General features: G+C 58.9%; 17 protein-coding genes and 1 pseudogene. 6 read left to right on the top strand and 12 right to left on the bottom strand.

Annotated elements, in window-relative coordinates:
* A pseudogene (locus H6M51_RS24540) lies at positions 1–226 on the top strand (hypothetical protein); the annotation flags it as partial.
* A gap of 86 nt (positions 227–312) precedes the next feature.
* Here H6M51_RS24540 and H6M51_RS23675 read toward each other — a convergent pair.
* Genes H6M51_RS23675 through H6M51_RS23645 form a run of 7 tightly spaced genes read right to left on the bottom strand, consistent with a single transcriptional unit; the run spans position 313 to position 8,947 of the window.
* Positions 313–1,224, bottom strand: a complete 912-nt coding sequence (locus tag H6M51_RS23675) for an FAD:protein FMN transferase (RefSeq protein WP_185812235.1) — start codon at positions 1,222–1,224, stop codon at positions 313–315.
* Between the two features lie 3 nt (positions 1,225–1,227).
* The gene (locus H6M51_RS23670) at positions 1,228–1,815 is read right to left on the bottom strand and encodes a nitrous oxide reductase accessory protein NosL (RefSeq protein ID WP_185812234.1); all 588 of its coding nucleotides are present in this window, start codon (positions 1,813–1,815) and stop codon (positions 1,228–1,230) included.
* Positions 1,812–2,633 carry an ABC transporter permease gene (locus tag H6M51_RS23665; protein ID WP_185812233.1) on the bottom strand — a complete coding sequence of 274 codons (822 nt, stop codon included), beginning with the start codon at positions 2,631–2,633 and terminating at the stop codon, positions 1,812–1,814. Before H6M51_RS23665 ends, H6M51_RS23670 begins: the two co-directional genes overlap by 4 nt.
* Entirely contained in the window at positions 2,630–3,529 is a 900-nt protein-coding gene (locus H6M51_RS23660) for an ABC transporter ATP-binding protein (RefSeq protein WP_185812232.1), read from the bottom strand. Before H6M51_RS23660 ends, H6M51_RS23665 begins: the two co-directional genes overlap by 4 nt.
* Entirely contained in the window at positions 3,495–4,823 is a 1,329-nt protein-coding gene (locus H6M51_RS23655; RefSeq protein WP_185812231.1) for a nitrous oxide reductase family maturation protein NosD, read from the bottom strand. The genes H6M51_RS23660 and H6M51_RS23655 overlap by 35 nt, the downstream gene beginning before the upstream one ends.
* A gap of 3 nt (positions 4,824–4,826) precedes the next feature.
* Complete coding sequence (nosZ, locus tag H6M51_RS23650; RefSeq protein WP_166599127.1) at positions 4,827–6,755, bottom strand: TAT-dependent nitrous-oxide reductase; 1,929 nt, start codon at positions 6,753–6,755, stop codon at positions 4,827–4,829.
* Positions 6,756–6,790: 35 nt separating this feature from the next.
* Complete coding sequence (locus H6M51_RS23645; RefSeq protein ID WP_185812230.1) at positions 6,791–8,947, bottom strand: NosR/NirI family protein; 2,157 nt, start codon at positions 8,945–8,947, stop codon at positions 6,791–6,793.
* 265 nt (positions 8,948–9,212) lie between these two features.
* Here H6M51_RS23645 and H6M51_RS23640 point away from each other — a divergent pair, with 265 nt between their 5' ends.
* Positions 9,213–10,136: a DMT family transporter gene (locus H6M51_RS23640; RefSeq protein ID WP_185812229.1), complete on the top strand. Its 924-nt coding sequence runs from the start codon at positions 9,213–9,215 to the stop codon at positions 10,134–10,136.
* On the opposite strand, the gene H6M51_RS23635 is transcribed toward H6M51_RS23640, so the two are convergent.
* From H6M51_RS23635 to H6M51_RS23615, 5 genes are all read right to left on the bottom strand, one after another.
* On the bottom strand, positions 10,126–10,914 hold the full coding sequence (locus H6M51_RS23635) for an ABC transporter ATP-binding protein (protein ID WP_185812228.1): 789 nt from the start codon (positions 10,912–10,914) through the stop codon (positions 10,126–10,128). The genes H6M51_RS23640 and H6M51_RS23635 overlap by 11 nt on opposite strands.
* A complete protein-coding gene (locus H6M51_RS23630; RefSeq protein WP_165222148.1) occupies positions 10,911–11,978 on the bottom strand; it encodes an iron ABC transporter permease in 1,068 nt (355 codons plus the stop codon). Before H6M51_RS23630 ends, H6M51_RS23635 begins: the two co-directional genes overlap by 4 nt.
* On the bottom strand, positions 11,975–13,075 hold the full coding sequence (locus tag H6M51_RS23625; RefSeq protein ID WP_185812227.1) for an ABC transporter substrate-binding protein: 1,101 nt from the start codon (positions 13,073–13,075) through the stop codon (positions 11,975–11,977). Before H6M51_RS23625 ends, H6M51_RS23630 begins: the two co-directional genes overlap by 4 nt.
* Positions 13,076–13,153: 78 nt before the next feature.
* A complete protein-coding gene (locus H6M51_RS23620; RefSeq protein ID WP_185812226.1) occupies positions 13,154–13,822 on the bottom strand; it encodes a Crp/Fnr family transcriptional regulator in 669 nt (222 codons plus the stop codon).
* A 95-nt stretch (positions 13,823–13,917) separates the two neighbouring features.
* Entirely contained in the window at positions 13,918–14,202 is a 285-nt protein-coding gene (locus H6M51_RS23615; RefSeq protein ID WP_141402161.1) for a hypothetical protein, read from the bottom strand.
* Between the two features lie 609 nt (positions 14,203–14,811).
* On the opposite strand from H6M51_RS23615, the gene H6M51_RS23610 reads away from it, so the two are divergent.
* The 4 genes from H6M51_RS23610 to H6M51_RS23595 form a co-directional block, all read left to right on the top strand.
* Positions 14,812–16,302: a PAS domain S-box protein gene (locus H6M51_RS23610; RefSeq protein WP_185812225.1), complete on the top strand. Its 1,491-nt coding sequence runs from the start codon at positions 14,812–14,814 to the stop codon at positions 16,300–16,302.
* Entirely contained in the window at positions 16,292–16,903 is a 612-nt protein-coding gene (gene fixJ, locus H6M51_RS23605; protein WP_185812224.1) for a response regulator FixJ, read from the top strand. The genes H6M51_RS23610 and fixJ overlap by 11 nt, the downstream gene beginning before the upstream one ends.
* 112 nt (positions 16,904–17,015) lie before the next feature.
* On the top strand, positions 17,016–17,363 hold the full coding sequence (locus H6M51_RS23600; RefSeq protein ID WP_166599133.1) for a hypothetical protein: 348 nt from the start codon (positions 17,016–17,018) through the stop codon (positions 17,361–17,363).
* Positions 17,364–17,424: 61 nt separating this feature from the next.
* Positions 17,425–17,882 (top strand): cyclic nucleotide-binding domain-containing protein (locus H6M51_RS23595; protein WP_246780665.1); only part of this gene is annotated, 458 nt, incomplete at its 3' end.

The raw sequence follows: 17,882 nt of genomic DNA, 5'->3' as shown, positions 1-17,882 counted from the left end.
CCGCTACCGCCCCGAATACAGCAACCCAAAACCGCCGGAGCGAACTCAAAACTGGATAAAACTTGGGGGCAAGGTCAGCCCAAGACGATCTGATGCGCGCCAGTTGTCCGGTGAACTCGACACGGAGGACAAAAAACAAAAGCTCCTCGCGGGTTACGCTGAGGAGCTTTCAAGGAAACGACTTGAATGGCAGCAGATTCAAGTCTCGTTGGTTGCGGGGGCCTGATTGCACAGAGACTTGTATAAAACTCCTTTCCAGTATTACCACAACCAGGATTTTACGGTTACGAGATTACGGAACGTCAGAGGCCGTCATGTTGCAAGCTCCAGTCGAGCCCCCGGGAACTCGCGCACAAGGAGCTCCACCTGGCTAGCGTCCTCAAGAAGGCAGGATGCCGTTGAGAGCGCGTCCGCTACCGCCGCTGCGGGTGCAGAAATCGACACAGCGCGCCACATCGTCGATACTGGTTTTCCGCTCAGTGGATTTAGAATGTGGCCGAGCCGCCCTGCGGCGTCGAATGTTGTGCCGAGAGGAGACGATGTAGCTAGAGCACGTTGACGCAACCCGACAAGTCCACCGGCTTGGAGGTGAATAGGCCAATCGGCACCATTCGGCATGCCGCCCAAGGCGCGGAACTCGCCCGTCTCGATCAAAATGTCCATTAGGTCTTCGGCCCCCAGCAAGGCAGCCACCCGATCCGCGACATAGCCTTGGCCAATTCCATTCAAGGTAAGCGCCATGCCAGGTCGCAAACTAATTCTAGCCGGGTCAATCTCGACCTTTTCCCACCCTACAAGCGATATCGCATGGGCAATTGCCTGCATATCCGGCGACCCACCGCGTGCAGCGGCTTCCGCCCAGACTGCCCAGAGTGGTTGAACTGTCGGATCGAACCGCCCGCCACTGAAGTGGTTGACTGCACCAGCGATCGACAAGCATTCCAGAAGTTCGAACGGTGGGTCGACCAGATAGCCGTTCCGATTCAGACGAGCTAGTGCGCTTTCCGGACGGTAGAGGCTGAGAATGTTCTCAAGCCGCTCGATCTCTGTCACCACGCGAGCGGCGATCGCTGCGCTGTCGGGATGATCGACCCTGATCGAGGTGCGGGCACCAAGCGCCTGTCCTGTCCAGATCTTGGAGGCATGCCTAGAGGCCCGTCCTGCGGACGGCAAAAGAGCCAACGCGGCGGAAATGACAACCAAGCGGCGTCGGGTTATCGGCATGGATCAACCTCCAGATTTGATGGACAGGGCGCGCAGGCGGTTCTGGAACTCGACATCGTCGCCCTGCGGGTTTGAACCATCGTCGAGGCTCACTGGAGCCAGCACCATGTCGTCAGTGATCTCGTTCAGCGACAACACGCGGCCACCCTCGGCACGGGCAAACTTCTCGGCCTTTTGACGATTGGTGAAAGGAATAGTCTCCGGCGCGCCCATGCCACCTTGACGGTTCGACCCGACGACGAACAGTGCCTCATCGATCGCGATCCAATTGCCATCACCCGGCTTTTCCCAAGTCGCCCCCGGCGCTCCCATGTCGTTCACATAGACCGCAAGGATCGGCGCCATCTGCTCAGGCCCGCGCATGTAAGCGATGGCATCACGCACCTGGCTGAAAAACAAGGGAGCCGGCATGCCCTCAAGAAACACCTGTCCCTTCGGCCCCGAATGCTCGAGAAGGTTCATCTGGCAATAATGCCCGAGCGTCTCGGCGGTCATATCCTTTGGCTTGATGTCCTGCACGGCGTTCTCCTGGCAAGCCACCAGCAGCACCAGAGAGCCGACGATGATGAGTGAACGAAGCGAACTGGTCATGGGGTCACCTTTCGAAAGGCAGCAAGCGCTAATACGATCGCTAATAACGGCCAGACAAAAAGCGAGGCGGCCGATTGCCAGAGCGGAATGGTGTTGGCGGCCCCCCCGATACCGCCTGCAGCCGCGACCGCCTGACCAGCCGACAAATTGAAGACACGAAATGCATCCGCAGGATTGGCAAGCAGGGCAACGGGCAATGCCTGCGTCGTGAAGACGCCGCCGCGATCGGTCACAATCAGCGCCAGAAGCGCAAGATCATAAAGCACGACGGCGAGCAGCCAGAGCGCGATCGCAAGACCCGCTGCTCCGGAGGGACGCCGCGCCAGTGCCGACAGCGCGTAACCCGCGCCAAGGAAGGTGGCGCCCAAAAGAACAGAGGACCAGATCAACCGGATCAGCGAACCGATTCCCTTGATCGCATCCGGATCGGACCAGACCGCCACCAGCAGCGCCGCGCCATAGCCAAGTGTTACGGCAAGCGCGAGGATCGCTAGATGCGCCGTGAGCTTGCCGAGCAGGATCTGCAGACGCGAAACCGGATATGTTAGAAGCAGTGGCAGAGTGCCGCGCTCCACTTCACCCGCCACAGCATCGAAGCTCATTAGCAGCGCCAGAAGTGGCACAAGATAGACCGCCAGCGAAGTCAGAGAAGCGACTGTCACTGACAGCCGGTCAACGCCAACATCGCCTGTTGGCGCGGAGCCGGCGGCGGCCAGCACGAGTGCGAACAGCACCATCATACCGGTGGCGATTAGCACCCAGCGATTTCGAAACGCGATACGAAATTCGCTGGTCGCGGTTGCGAGGATACGGCTCATTGCCCGTCCCTCCGGCTGAAATGGCTGTAAATGTCCTCAAGGCTCGGAGGGATGACATCTAGATCGAGGACGTCCGCGCCATGCACCGTGATCCGAGCGAGTAACGGCAGCTTCTCCGATTGCGCGCAGGATATGCGCAGCACCCCGTCAGCGCCGACCGATGCTTCGGGAAAGGCGGCCACCAGCGATGCCGCATGGCCCTCCGCCGGACGAACCAGGAGCGTGACCGGCAAGGCAGCCCGTGCACGCAAATCGGCAAGCGTACCTTCCGCCACCAATTGCCCTCCCGACAGGATTAGGATGCTGTCGGTGCGCGCCTCGACCTCGGTCAAGACATGCGAAGAGAGCAGGATTGCGGTGCCATCGGCAGAGAGACCGTCGAGCAGGTCGTAGAAATCCCGCCGCGAGACCGGATCGAGGCCAGACGTGGGCTCGTCCAGCACGAGAAGACGGGGGCGCCCGATCAGGGTCTGGGCCAAGCCGACTCGCTGGCGCATGCCCTTGGAATAGGTGCCAATCCGTCGCCGGGCCGCATGGGCGAGACCAACGCGGGCCAGAAGCTCCGGCGCGCCGCGGGGATTTTCCCCACGCAGGGCAAGGTAGTGGCGGACCTGTTCCTCGCCCGTCAGGGCCGGATGGAAGGCGACGTTTTCCGGCAGATAGGCCACCTGCATGCGCGCTGCGGTCGATCCCGGTGCACCGCCGCAGACCGTGACCTCTCCGTTGTCCGATGGGATCAGCCCCAGAATGATCTTCATCATCGTCGACTTGCCGGCGCCGTTGTGGCCCAGCAACGCGGCGCGCTTTCCCGGCTGCAGGGTCAGCGAGACCTGCTTCAGCGCCTCGACGGACTGGAAACGCTTAGTGAGCTGAGAGATTGTCAGGGTCGGTGTCATCATAATGTCCTGTGGCCCATCGGCCAGCGGCCTCAGCTTCATAGCCGAGTATTTCGGGGGTAACGACAATCGTCAGGGGACGCATCAAAGGGGCGCTGTCACGCACGCCGCCTGGCAGCGTGGCAGGAAAATCTCGCTGGCTCCAGCGCACGAGTTGTACAGCAGGCGATCCGATTAAAAGGCTTGCGGCCGGTTGCGACCAGAGGATCTGGTCCATCACGTCGTTCGGACGATAGAAACTGTCAGCGATGCCGTCACCGTTCAGATCGAAGGCCGGATGGTCGGACCAGAAATTGCCCCGCCTCCCATGGCTCCATTCCATGTTCCGGGTCCCGACATATTTGACCTGCTCGCGATTGGCGATGAAGGCGTTGCCGGTCAGCGCGTTCTTCTCCGAACCAGCGGTGAAGTGAATGCCGATACCGCAGCCCTCGAATCGGTTGTTCCAGACCAGGTTCTTATGGGCGTTGTAGATGAACAGGCACTTCTTCGTGCCACCACGCACCAGATTGCCGGTGACATCGGCATTGTTGGCATAGTTCAGCATCAGCCCATGGTCACGGTCGCCGAGGCTGAGATTGTTCAGGATTTTTGCCTGGTTTGAGAACATGATGGCAAAGCCGAGATGGTTGCCAATTGATATGTTGCCGGAAACCTCGGTGTTGCGAGTGTACATGAAATGCACGGCAAACCGCAGGTCGCGCATGACGTTACCGCGATAAATGCTGTTGGAGCTCGCATTCGAGAAGATGCCGTCGCGACCGAAGCGTATGAGGTTATTCTCCAAGAGCGTGCCGGGGCTGTTCCAGACATAGATGCCATTGCCCCGCTCATTCATGCGCGGACTGTCGGTGCCGATGATCTCATTGTCGGTCACTACCGCATCGCGACCACCATGCACGTCGATGCCATGCATGTTCCCGGTGACAAGCAATTTTTCGACACGGGTGCGGTCCGCCCCTTTTTCGATCTTCACACCGGCGTCTAGGTCCTGGTTGACCCGCCCCGAGCCCGTCACGGTGAAACCGGTTAACTGGACGTCCGGTGCCGTGATCGTCACTACACTGCCCGAGCCTTGGCCATCGACGACCGCACCGCGCGGGCCGGTAATGGCAAGGGACCGATCAATCACGACGGGGCCGAGATAGGTCCCGTCGGTCAGTGTCAAAACATCACCGGGTGCTGCCTCGGCAATGGCTGTCGCCAGACTGCCCGCGCCTGGCGCGACCGAGCGCTCCCCGGCCGCAAGCGGCGAGGCGAGAACAAGACCGAGCAGGAGAACGAGCAGCCTCATGGCTCAGGCGCCCTTTGGCTCGACGAACATGCGTCCGCGCATTTCCATATGCAGAGCATGGCAGAACCACTGGCAATAGTACCAGTAGACGCCGGCATTGGCCGCAACGAACGTGACCGAACTCGTCTGCTGAGGACCGATCTCGATCGCCACGCCATGATTGCCCATGGTGAAACCATGGGTCAGATCGTCAATGTCGTCGAGATTGGTGACGATGACAGTCACCTCGTCCCCCTCCTTGACCGTGAAGCTCTCCTGGCTGAAAGCGGGCGCGACCGAGGTCATATAGACGCGCACCTTGTTGCCATCACGGATAACGGCATCGGTCCACTCGTCGATGTTGACGCCATCGGCCTCGGCCTGTTTGCGGGTTTCTGCCCACATCGGATCCTTGCGGTCCCAGGTCGAGCGGATGTTGGGAAGGATCGAAGGGGCGACCGCGATCGCGTCATGCGGCTCGGCGAATGTCGGACCATCATGCACGAGCTTCATCTTGTCGCCGGAAATGTCGATCAACTGATCGTTTTCGGGCTTCAGCGGCCCGACGTTCAGGAAGCGGTCCTTGGAGAACTTGCACAGGCAAACCATCCAATCATTCGAAGCGTCGAGCGTTTCACCCATGACCGTCTTCAGGTGACCCGGCTGGTACTGGACGTCGATCTTGTCCTTGATCGGGTCGATCTTCTCGCCGGCATAGGCCTTGATGGCGTCCTCGATGTTCCACTTGGCCACCTGGCTGTCGAGGAAGAGCGAGGTATAAGCATTGCCACGACCATCGAAAGCGGTGTGCAAGGGCCCAAGGCCAAGTTCCGGCTCGGCGACGACAGCGCTGCGCGGCTCAGCGTTGTCATAGAACAGCGCGTCGAACTTGGTCACGTCAAGCACCGTGACGGTCGGCGAAAGCTTGCCGCCGATGCACAAGTGCTTCTTGTCCGGGGCCATGTTGCAGCCATGCGGATTGTTGGCGATCGGGATGTATCGCGTGAAGAGCGACTTGGCTTCCTTGCGGCCGTCGACAACTTTGACGCCGTTGACTTCCTCGTACTGACCAGCCGCGATCGCCTTTTCGATTTCGGCCAAGTTAAAGACGACAACGTGGTCCATCTCGGACTTGGTCATTTCCTCCAGGTTCATGCCCATTTCGGAATTGTAGCTGGTCGAAAAGGCCCATTTTCCTTCGTAGTCGGCATCGCAGTTGTCGAGATTGCCCGAGACCTTGACCTGCCATGCGACATCCCACTTTTCCGCGTCAACGGCGGTGAAGATGTTCACATAGGTGGAGACATCCGTCATGGTTGAGCCGTCATTGACCAATGGCGCTTCGTCCTCGCCGTTGCAGAAGACGTAGTTGGTCTTTGGCCACTTCTGCGGGCGCATGCCGTGGATACCCTTAGCGTTCGGGATTTCCAGAATGGCATCTGTCTTCATAACGTCGCAGCGAACGCGGGCCACGCGGGTATTGGCCTTGTCGTTCATGAACAGGAAGCGTCCGTCATACTTTCCCTCGGTGAAGGACATGTGGACGTGGTGCAGATCGCCATTGTCATGGATCTTCTTGCCGTTGGCGGCGAGCTGCTTCTTGGTCTTCTCAGACATGGTCCGCTGATGGATGCGGATTGACTCATTGGTCTGCCCCCAACCAGTGGCCGAGCAGCGGTTGAACACCGGGACACGCATGAGTTCGCGCATTGAAGGGATGCCGAGAATGCGCATTTCGCCCGTTTGCCCTGAGGACCAGAAGCCGTAATAGTCGTCGAGCTTACCAGGCGAGACGGAGCCATCGCCTTCGGCAGCAGCGAGCGCCGGTGTCGCCGCAACAGCGGCTCCAAGGCCCAGCGCGCCGGCCCCCATACTTCCGGCAAGAACGGCCGTGCCGGCCGTGGCGCTGAACAGCTCTCGCCGGCTCAGGCCTTTGGTTTCTTTCGTTTCCATCGTCGGTGTCCTTCTTCAGTTAGATTTTGCTTCGGTTAGACTTTGGCTGCGGATGGGCTGATCGATGCTCCGCCGGGGCTCGCTGCAAGTTTTGCGCGCGACTTCATCTTTTTGATCACCACGGGACAGACGGTTTCGGACTGATAGAGCACCTGACAGTGGAGGCAGTTTATGCACTCGTTGGGGTTGATCTCGCCGGTCTTATGAATGGCCTGTACCGGACACTGATTGGAGCAGGTCTGACAGGGGTTGCCGCACTCGTGGTAGCGCTTCAACCAGTCGAACATGCGCATGCGCGCCGGGATGGCGAGCGCTGCACCAAGCGGGCAGAGATAGCGGCAGTAGAAGCGCTCGACGAACAGGCCGGCTACCAGAAGCGCTACCGCATAGGCAACGAATGGCCAGGCCCGAATGAACTTGAGGATGATCGCCGTCTTGAAGGGTTCGATCTCGGCCAAGTGCTCGGCCTGCTCGACGCTCATCAGAGAGACCCCGAACAGGCCGAGGAAGATCATGTATTTGAGCGGCCACAGCCGCTCATGCAGCCCCCAGGGCAGCGTCCATTGCGGGATGCGCAACCTGCGGGCGATCTGGTTGGTCAACTCCTGCAGTGCGCCAAACGGGCAAAGCCACCCGCAATACGCACCGCGGCCCCAGAATAGCAGCGCAGCCGCCACTGAGAACCAGAGGATAAAGGTCAACGGATCGAGCAGGAAAGCCTGCCAAGAAAAGCCGGTGACCAGGCTGCCAAACAGGGCCATCAGGTTGACCACCGAGAGCTGTGCATTGGCATACCAGCCTAGGAAAACCAGTGTCACCGTGAGGAAGGCGATGCGGAAAATGGAAAAGGCTCTCGCATTCCTGACGGCATAGGTCTGGAAGAAGAACACTGCCGTCAGCAAGAACAGCATGGCGCCGAGAACGGTGATCTCCAGCGTTTTGTCGCGCCAGATGCGCTTCCACAGGTCCGCTTGGGCAGAGCCCTCGTCACGACCCGCGACGCTAGCGACCTCGACCGCCGGCTGGGCGACGGCCTTCAGGTATTTCTGCGGCAGTTGGTAGCCGAGGTCGAAGGTATGGAAAACCTTTTCGATCGGTCCAACCTCGCGATGCGCCAGAAGCTGGATACGAAAAGGCTTGGTCGGATCGAAGCCAACATTGGCGGGAATCCGGAAGACGTCCATCTCAGTGAATTCGGGCGTGCCGGAAAGCGCAATCCCTCCCAGACGACGATGATCACGATCGCGAAAGCGAACCGAGACGTCGTCCTGGATCAGAACGATGCGATCGAAAATGCCGCCGCGCACATAACCAGATCCTTTGAAGGAGTAGAGCCCTCTGCCGGTGATGGCGATGGCGTTTTCGCCCTCTTTCAGCCAAGTCCCCAGATTGGCCTGCTCGGCTTGCCCGAGCAGGGCCTTGCCGATCGATGGCACTGAGACCAGCGCCACATGCATGTCGATAAATGTGGTTTCCGGCGGCTCTGTCAGGGCCCGCTCGCGCGCGCGCGCATCAGCATGCTCGGCAAAGGCTGCATTGACCTGTGCCACATCAAGGGACAAGCGGCGGATGGTGCCGTCACCCTCGGCCTCGATCCAGTCGGACGGTGAGGTGGCACCAAGATCAACGGTGAATCGCGGGCCGGATTGTTCGCTTTCCGGCGCCAGGCCGCCAAGCCCAAGCGCGCGCGCCACCTTCAAGCCAGACCGGACGATGGAATCGTCGATCACCATCACGGTAACGGTGGCGCCGGAGATGATGTCCACATCATGTGCGGTACCGCCGGATTTCGCCTCCGCGACGAGGTCCAGTCCAGCATATGCGGAAACCAGGCCCTTGACCTTGGCTTCCGGGATGCCGATCAGGACGATGGGTTCAGAATGCTTAACCAATTTCACGCCGATGATCTTGGCGTCGAGACCAACCGCCACCAGCGTGTGGATCGGCTTGCCAGAATAGCCGGTCGTGCCGACGAAATCAGAGGTGGCAAACACCCAGCCCACAGTCTCGCCGCCCTTCAACACGGGCGCGGCCGCCAGGTCCGCGCGGATGGGACCGAAACCGTCTGCGTACGGCACGAGATCAGAGACCTTGGCCGCAGGCAGATACTGTTGCAGCACCGATGCCGCGCTGGCTGAGTAAGCCAGGCATAGGGAGGCGCAGAGCAGCATGACCAGACGGAAGAGTTTCATTCCAGATTTCCCGCAAATCGTTGCAGGAGCATTGGCGTCTTCCGGGCGCAGGATCGTTGCGCTAGATCAAGCATCCAGGCAATTCGCGAATGATTGCATGCGACTGACAAACGTCGGTCAAGTGCGCAACGCGACAGCGGCAGACTGCTACTGCCGGACCGCCGCTCAACCTCTCGACTTCCCCCGCGAACAGTGACATTGCACGCTTTGGCGACGACCAGAGCCGGGTCCCATCTAGGGTTTAGACAGTCAGTGTTGGTGGCACATGAAGAATGAAAGCAGCGTGAACCAGGAGCAGTTAGACCGCCCTGCCATCGGCATCATTCTGCGCATTCTCTCAGGTGCGCTGTTTGCGGCTATGGCTATATTTGTCAAAGCGGTGTCTGCCGATGTCCCGGTAGGACAGATCGTGTTCTTTCGGTCAGCGTTTGCGCTCACTCCGCTCGTCGTTTTCCTCTGGATGAGAGGGGAGTTTCCTGGCGGGCTAGCGACAAGGCGGCCGCTCGATCACCTGCTGCGATCGGCGCTCGGCGCAGCGGCCATGTTTGCATCCTTCGCCTCGATTGCCCGCCTGCCACTCGCGGAGGCAACCTTGCTTGGGTACCTCTCTCCGATTTTCACAGCGATTGCGGGCGTAGTCATCCTTTCAGAACGGGCCACGGTCTGGCGGGCAGCAGGGGTGATCCTGGGCACTCTTGGCGTGTTGGCACTTGTATGGCCCGAACTTGGTCAATCAACGGCGGACGAAACCCGTCTGATCGGTTTCGGCTTTGGTCTCCTAATGGGTCTGCTCACCGCATTCGCCTTGATCATGGTCCGCAGCCTAAGTCGGACAGAAAGTCCAGGCGCCATCGCATTCTATTTTGTCGTGGCCTCCATGATCGGCGGCATCGCGACGCTGCCATTCGGCTGGGCGGAGCCGAGCCTATCTCAATTTCTCTACCTGGTAGGTGCCGGCGTTTTCGGGGGCTTTGCACATATCTGCATGACGCTGGCCTTTCGCTATACTGAAGCCTCGCGTCTTGCCCCTTTCGAGTATCTGGCAATCCTGTGGCCGATTCTGGCCGATCTCATCCTGTTTGGCGAGCCACTGACACATCCCTTTCTCCTTGCCCTACCACTGGTTCTGGCAGGTGCCGTCGTTGCGGCGCTCGAGGCAAGTCGGCGCGCCTCGAGCCTCAAAGACTAAGCCGAATTGGAGCCACTGACCCTTCGCGCACCCGCGCCAGCGGGACGATGACCGAGCCGGTCCTGCAGGAGGTCAGCACCTCCGCTTCGACACCGTAGACTGAACGAAGCACTTGGGGCGTTACCACGTCATCAAAGCGGCCTGAGCCAGCCAGTCCGCCATTGCGCAGCAACATGATGACATCGGCGTGACGGGCAGCCAGGTTGAGATCATGAATTGCAATCATCACCAGAGCACCCGTGCGCTCGACATAGGCTCTGAGTATTTCGAAGACCCGCAATTGATGCGCCAGATCAAGCGCACTCGTCGCTTCGTCTAGCAACAGCAATCTCGGCGCACGCAGCAGTCGTTGCGCCAGTAGCACCAGTTGCTGCTGTCCACCCGAAAGCGCGCGGATAGGGCGCGATGCCAGATCCTCGATACCAAAGGAGCCGAGACTATCATAAGCCGCCTCCAGCACATCGGCGCTCACTCTCCATCCGAGCTGCTCATGCCGCCCGAGCAACACAACCTCAAGCACCGAAAGGCTGGCGCGGATCTGGCTGTGTTGCGGCATGTAACCAAGATTTTGAGCATCGACACCACGGCCATTGAAAGTAATCTCGCCGCGATGAGACAATAGTCCCGCGACCGCACCAAGCAGGCTGGATTTGCCACAGCCATTGGGTCCAACAAGACCGATGATCTGACCGGGAGCAAACTGGGCTTCAACATCGCTCAAGACGATGCGGCTCCCGAACTGGACACCGACCCGATCAAAGATAAGACCTTCACTCACTTTACACCTCCCTCAGCGCCGCGAGACAGGATCACGGCAAACAGCATAGGAATGCCTGCGATCGCAGTGACGATACCGACCGGGATGACCGCGGCCGGTGAAATGAATTTTCCAAACACGGATGCACCCACGAGGATCACTGCACCGATAACTGCAGACAATGGCAGGGCAAAACGATGATCTTCACCGGCGATGAGTCGGCAGACATGCGGCGCAATCAGACCGACGAATCCGATGGTGCCAACAAAGGAAACAGCCGCTGCAGTGAGCAGCGCCACGAGAAGAAAGGTTTCCCGCCTCACTTTTTCGACAGATAGGCCAAGACTGCGAGCATTGCCGTCGCCAAGTTTCAGCACGGTCAATGCCCAGCAGTTGCGGGCGACAAACGGCAGGCAGAACAGCAGGATTGCACCACTGACCGACACGCTCGTCCATGTCGCCTTCAGCAGGCTGCCAAAAAGCCAGAAGACGATCTGCTGCAGCACCTCCGGCGAGGCGAGAAACTGCAACAGCGACTGGATCGATTGAAAGAAAAAGGAAACGGCAATCCCGCCCAGCACAAGGATTTCAGGCGATGCGCCGCGCAAGGTAGCAATGAGGTAAACAAAGCCGCAGGCCACAAGCGTCATGGCAAAGGCTGAGATTGGAACGACGAAATAGTCCGGAATGGCGAGAGCCCCGCCGAACATGATGGCAAGTGCGGCACCAAACCCTGCTGCGGCCGAAAAGCCGAGCGTGAACGGGCTAGCCAACGGATTGTCGAGGATTGTCTGCATCTGAAGGCCGGCAAGCCCCAGACATGCTCCAACCACGAACCCCATCACCGTCTGCGGCATTCTCAACTGCCATAGAATGGTTGCTGTCATCCTATCCTCACCGGCTGGCCCTGCAATAAGGCCCTTCAGCACATCGTTGAGAGGCATCCCGGATGGCCCCGTCGTCAAATCTAGCAGCATCAGAGCGATCAAAGCCAAGACGGATAGGGCCAAGCCTAACTGACGATACCGGGAGGCGCGGCGATAGTCGCCGCGCACGAAGTCAACCTTGCTGAGAGCAATGGTCATTGGCCGACAGCCTGATACGGCAAGACGAAGGTGCCATCAGCTTCGATAGGCAGCCAGGCTTTGTAGTAGTCCTTGAGGTTCTGCTCCGGATTGACATCCTTGAAGGCGTCGGGGTGCAACTGCTTAGCGATGTATTGCGCAAAGACATAGTCGGACAAGGTGCGCGCGCCACCATGATAGATGGCATGAACGTCACCATTTTTCACCGCAGGAAGCTCTGCCCAGCCGGGGCGTCCCAGATAGGCTTTCATCCGTTCGCGGGCGAGTTCGTTGGACGCGCCAAAACCGACTGACACCGACTGTGGCTTGTTCAACCACTCCGAGCCGGCCAGAAAGATGAGATCCGGCTTCTGCGCGAGAACATATTCGGGGCTCAGCGGACCCCAATTGCCGACCTGACCCTTAGCGATGTTGTCGCCACCAAGCTTGTCGACCAGCGCTCCCCACATGGTATCACCATAGGAGTTTCCAACCTTCGAAGGCCCCTTTTGAGCGAGTTCCACATAGACCTTCTTGTTTGACGGGCCCGCAGCCTCGACGCGGGCTGCGATATCCGCCATGGCATCCTGGTAATTATCCGCCAGATCCTGCGCCCTGTCCTGTGTGCCCATCAGCGTGCCGAGCGCCAGCGTCGACGCAACATGCTTCTCCACGGACTGGGCATTGTAGTCGAGGGTCACAACCGGGATCCCGGCGTCGTCGAACTGTTTGACGCTTTCGCCGAGCGCGTCGTAGGACCAAGCAGCGAGGATGACGAGATCGGGCCGCGCCGCGATCACCTTTTCAATCGAGAAGGTATTGTCTTCCGTGTTTCCAACATCGGGAATGGAGGCGAGTTTCGGAAGTGCCTTTTCATAGGCAGCAAATTGGCTCGGCCTCCAATCCTTCCAGGTCGACAGCGACAAGGCCACCACCTTGTCGATTGCGTTCGGACCGACGATGGCCAGATAGTCTTCATAATAGAAGCCAAGGACGACTCGATTGGGTGTCTTGGGAACCGTGACGCTCCGCCCCTTCACGTCGGTTACGGTGATATCGGCCATGGCCTGCCCCGCAAGAGCGATCAGGGCGCATGTGCAAAGCAACAGGTTTTTCATAAGACTTTCCTTTTGGTTATAACGGGTCGACCTTATTGACCCGCAGGGGGATGGAAAAACGGGGTGACGACGTCCCGCTCAGGCAGATGCGGCGCCGTCTGCAATCGCTTGGAGTGCCGGAGTGTTCAGCAGGGTGACAATTTCGGGCTCATCGAAATCGATCAGCCCAGCGCGTTTGAACCGGGTAAAGCAGCGGCTTACCGTCTCAAGTGACAAGCCCAACCAATCAGCCAGATCACCTCGCCCGAGATAGAGGTTGAAGACACGGCTCTCGAAATGCGCGCGCTGCGGTCGTGAAAAACGTTCTGAAAGATCGAGGATCGCGCTCGCCACTCGTTCAGGCGCTGTCTTCCGCCCCAGGAGCACGGTGTGCGCTTCGATCCGCTTCATGGCCTCGCAAATCGCGCTGTAGGTTTTATCGACATCGTCGCCATGTTGTCGCTCGATGTGACAATAACTGAGCGTTTCAGCGGTCATCCGGTTCTTGTCGCCGAGAACAGTGCCAACCAACGCGCCGGGTCCGACGATGTCGACGATCTGGCGACGTCCGTCTGCAAGGGTCTGGGAAAGAGCGATACAACCTTCAGACAGTCGAAACTGGGGAACTGTCGGATGACCCTGTTGGAACAGGACGGTGCCAGGGGGCACAAAGTCACGTTCCTTGAAGAACCTGGCTTTTGATGAACAGGGGACGGGAATGCTGGAATGCGAACTTAGTGAAGTGCTGACAGGGACAACGTGCAACATGACGGTACCGGGAGTTGGCCGATCACGATGCAACGACATCCATCGGCGCCAAAACGAGATCGGTCCGGACGGTTGACGTCAATTTCGGACCGGATTCAGACGGAATCCGGTACCGGGGGCGCCCGCGGCGCAGTGTTCGCGGAAAAAAGACGCCGATAGCCTTTGTCGCTTAGCGAAGGCACCGTCATGTCGAGCGCAATGACAATGCGGCGACCGACAACATCGACCGGTGTCGGGAGCATCGCCGATGATGCAATCAAGCAGGCTTCACAGATGGTAGCTGCACCGTAGTGGGGGACCTCACCATCGTCGGTCGTAACGCACAATTCGGGCAACGTGCCATCAGGCAGTACATACGCGGCCACGTCGAGCGTCACCATATCACCAACGCCAAGCGAGGGCTGGTGTGACAGCCCGACCATGACGAGCAGAAATGCGAGGATGATCCTGACTGTTCTATACACGACGCCAGTGGCCCGGTTTGCGTTAAACTCTGGTGAACTAACTAGCATGGCAAAAGCTGGTCGTGATTGATTTGGAACAAGCTGGTACCGCGATGTGAAACTGAGATCTCGGGTAGAGGCATTCCGTTCATCGAGCCCAGAGACAAATCTGCGCGAGCAGAGCATCGGGGACGGAATGAAAGCGTAAACAAACCTAAGTTTATGGTGTTCGGGAAACCACGGAACCGATTTATCCGACCCAAGCCCCGCAGTCTGCAGTCTGCAGTCTGCAGTCGACAAAAGTCGTGCTAACGGCGTGTTACCCAATAGCGCTGGAATCCGGTAGCTACGCTGTTTCAGGACGGCCATCTTGCAGCCCGAGGCAACCTGTTGCCTTGAGGTCGTGGAGAATACTTGTGATGGCCACTATTTGACTTCTATCAACCGGAAGCAACGGCTACGTTCCCGACCATGAAGCCGAATCGATTGGAATTGGTGCGGATGGCTGCACCACATAAATCGCTTGGGTAGAGTAAGTTCAAAATCATGGTCGAAATGGTGAGCTCGCAAAGAAAGAAAAGCCGATCGTTCCCCAACGCCAAAGGGTATGTCGTCGCGGTTTTCGGAATGGTCGCAGCTATTGGTGGCGGGCTATTTTCTATGCGCGACACCGCGTCAGAAACGCTATCCCTACTCGTACCGATTTTGGTCGTCGCCTCAGCTTTGATCGGGGGAGCGGGCCCGGCCTTGCTGGCAGCCGTTTTCGGCTTGGCCCTTTGGCTTCTTTCAGGTCATTTTCTTCTATTTGAAACAGCTAGCGTGCAAACACTCGCGCTTGCCGTCTTGTCAGCGCTGATTGTTTGGTTTGCAAGGCGAGCAGACAAAAATCGAGAGATGTTGGCGGAACTCAGGGAAGCGCTTGACGACCGCGAGGCCCGAATGGGGTCTATCCTCGACACGGTCCTTGATGCCACCATCGTCAGCGACGAGAACGGGATCATAATCTCGTTCAACTCCGCGGCCGTCCGCCAGTTCGGCTACTCGGAAGCTGAAGCGCTTGGGCAAAACCTGAAGCTGCTCATGCCTCAGCCTTACAAGGTCGAACACGACGGATACATGCGCCGCTACATGGAAACGGGCGAAAAGAGGATCATCGGCGTCGACCGCGTCGTGGTCGGCCAGCGTAAGGATGGCTCTACTTTTCCGATGAAGCTCGCGGTCGGCGAGATCAAACGTGGCGGAAAGCGGTTCTTCACTGGGTTCGTTCGCGACCTCACGGAGCGAGAGGAATCCGCCGCCCGCCTGCAGGAGATCCAGACCGAGCTCGCAAGGCTCGGCCGATTAAACGAAATGGGAGAGATGGCGTCGACGCTGGCGCACGAGTTGAACCAGCCATTGTCGGCCATCGCCAACTACGTGCATGGCTGCGCGCGCCTGCTACAGCACGCGGTTGGGGATCGCGACATCCAGGTTCGTGACGCATTGCTGGAAGCGGGCGAACAGAGCATTCGCGCCGGGCAGATCATTCGACACCTGCGCGAGTTCGTCACCAAAGGCGAGACGGAAAAGCAAACGGAGAGCCTGCGTCAACTCGTCGAAGAGGCCGGAGCACTCGCCCTCGTCGGCTCGCGTGAAAAAGGCGTACGCACCGTGTTCGATTTTACCTCGGACAACGATCAGGTATTCGTCGATCGGATTCAGATTCAGCAGGTGCTGACCAACCTGCTGCGCAATGCGATCGAGGCGATGAAGCAAACCGAGAGAAAGGAAATCCGCGTCAGTGTCTGTTCCGACAAGATGGGACTTTTGACGGTGACGGTCGAGGATTCCGGTCCCGGGATTTCTGCGGAAGTCGCCCAGGATATCTTCAAGCCGTTTACCACGACAAAGGCAGGGGGCATGGGGATCGGGTTGTCGATCTCCAGGCGCATCATCGAGGCCCATGGCGGAGACATGACCGTCTCCAAAAGTGAACTCGGCGGCGCCTCCTTCAGTTTTACCTTGATCCAGTACGACGAGGACCAGAATGCAGCCTGATGACTTCACCGTCCATATCGTTGACGACGAGGAGGCACTTCGCAAATCGCTGGGGTTCATGCTCACCGTGAACGGTTTCGCCGTCCGGCTTCATCCATCCGCAACAACCTTTTCCGAAATTGCCTCAAGCCTTCGCAATGCGATCCTGATCACGGACATGCGAATGCCTGACATGAGTGGGCTTGACCTGGTACGCAAGATCTCAAGCATTTCGCCCCCCATACCATCGATAATCGTGACTGGCCATGGCGACATTCCCATGGCCGTTGAAGCGATGAAAGCTGGTGCTGTAGATTTCATCGAGAAGCCGTTTGAAGAGTCGGTTATCATCGAGGCGGTGCGGCGCGCGGCCGAGAGGCTGGCGGACTCGTCGGCGGGCACGCTCAGCGTCGATGACATCCGCTCGCGCATTGGCAGCCTGAGCGAACGCGAGCGGCAAATTCTGGCGGCCGTCGTCGCCGGCCAGCCGAACAAGGCCATCGCGTTCAATCTCGACATCAGCCCGAGAACCGTCGAAGTCCATCGCGCAAATGTCATGACGAAGATGAGGGCGCGCAGCCTGCCCGAACTGGTGCGCATGTCACTGACCGTCAGCATCTAGCCGAATCCCCGAGCAATCCGACAATATGCTTGATCCATGACAAGGTAGCGCGTCGGCCAAGATGCGATCTGCAAGCTTGGTGAAAGATCACGACCGAGCTTCTGGGATCCCATTGTCTACGCTGTCTGCAATTGTTGCTGTTGTCAAAGACCCGGCTTTGCTGCGGTCGATCAGCTTTGCGCTCAACACGCACGGCCAGCCGGTGGAACAGTTCAACGACTGGACCATGGCAGCGGAGGCGATCAGTCGTGCCGAATGCGTCATCCTCGACACCTGCCTGCCGCCCGCCGATCTGACGGCCGGCCTCAGCCTGGCAGACCGCGGCATAAAGCTCGTCGTCCTGGCGGAGGACGACAAGGACTACGGCAGCGGAAACAGGCAAGACATCTGCGTGCTGTCGAAACCCCTCAACGGGCCTGACATTGCCAATGCAGTATCGAGCCTACGTAAGAACCCGTAGTGGAAGAACTCAATAGCGGCGAAACCCCCGATCCAACATGATCCCTTCAACCAGAGGGAACATGCCGATGCAAACCGCCGCTTCCATCACACTCAATTCGCGCCTTTCCACATCGCCACGTGCACGTTGCCAGGCGCATATCAGGCCGGTAACCTTCCATGCGCCGGATTGCGTGATTTACGCGCAGGGCGAGCGCACGCGATCGCTCTACCAGATCGAATACGGCGCAGTGCGCATTTACCGTCTCCTCGCTGATGGCCGCAGGCAGATCGTCGCCTTTCATCTCGTTGGCGAAACCTTCGGTTTCGAGATCAACGAGACCCACAGTTTCTATGCGGAGGCCATGGTGAACACGGGCCTGACCAGCGTCGAACGCCCAGCGAGTGGCCACCTCAACGACCGTCTGGTCGGCGTTGCCTTGAAGGCCATGGTTCGCGCTCAAGAGCACCTGCTGGTCGTCGGCCGTCAGAGTTCACTTGAGAAGATTGCCGTTTTCCTGGTCGACCTGGCCGATCGCCA

Source organism: Rhizobium sp. AQ_MP, assembly GCF_014237835.1.
Taxonomy (GTDB): domain Bacteria; phylum Pseudomonadota; class Alphaproteobacteria; order Rhizobiales; family Rhizobiaceae; genus Allorhizobium.
Note: the sequence above shows the minus strand (reverse complement) of the source record. Positions and strands in the feature narration are given on the sequence as shown.

Coding starts and splice junctions, on each gene's coding strand:
- H6M51_RS23675 (WP_185812235.1), bottom strand. CDS start 1,224: ATGCCGATAACCCGACGCCGCTTGGTTGTCATTTCCGCCGCGTTGGCT.
- H6M51_RS23670 (WP_185812234.1), bottom strand. CDS start 1,815: ATGACCAGTTCGCTTCGTTCACTCATCATCGTCGGCTCTCTGGTGCTG.
- H6M51_RS23665 (WP_185812233.1), bottom strand. CDS start 2,633: ATGAGCCGTATCCTCGCAACCGCGACCAGCGAATTTCGTATCGCGTTT.
- H6M51_RS23660 (WP_185812232.1), bottom strand. CDS start 3,529: ATGACACCGACCCTGACAATCTCTCAGCTCACTAAGCGTTTCCAGTCC.
- H6M51_RS23655 (WP_185812231.1), bottom strand. CDS start 4,823: ATGAGGCTGCTCGTTCTCCTGCTCGGTCTTGTTCTCGCCTCGCCGCTT.
- nosZ (WP_166599127.1), bottom strand. CDS start 6,755: ATGGAAACGAAAGAAACCAAAGGCCTGAGCCGGCGAGAGCTGTTCAGC.
- H6M51_RS23645 (WP_185812230.1), bottom strand. CDS start 8,947: ATGAAACTCTTCCGTCTGGTCATGCTGCTCTGCGCCTCCCTATGCCTG.
- H6M51_RS23640 (WP_185812229.1), top strand. CDS start 9,213: ATGAAGAATGAAAGCAGCGTGAACCAGGAGCAGTTAGACCGCCCTGCC.
- H6M51_RS23630 (WP_165222148.1), bottom strand. CDS start 11,978: ATGACCATTGCTCTCAGCAAGGTTGACTTCGTGCGCGGCGACTATCGC.
- H6M51_RS23625 (WP_185812227.1), bottom strand. CDS start 13,075: ATGAAAAACCTGTTGCTTTGCACATGCGCCCTGATCGCTCTTGCGGGG.
- H6M51_RS23620 (WP_185812226.1), bottom strand. CDS start 13,822: ATGTTGCACGTTGTCCCTGTCAGCACTTCACTAAGTTCGCATTCCAGC.
- H6M51_RS23615 (WP_141402161.1), bottom strand. CDS start 14,202: ATGGTGACGCTCGACGTGGCCGCGTATGTACTGCCTGATGGCACGTTG.
- H6M51_RS23610 (WP_185812225.1), top strand. CDS start 14,812: ATGGTCGAAATGGTGAGCTCGCAAAGAAAGAAAAGCCGATCGTTCCCC.
- fixJ (WP_185812224.1), top strand. CDS start 16,292: ATGCAGCCTGATGACTTCACCGTCCATATCGTTGACGACGAGGAGGCA.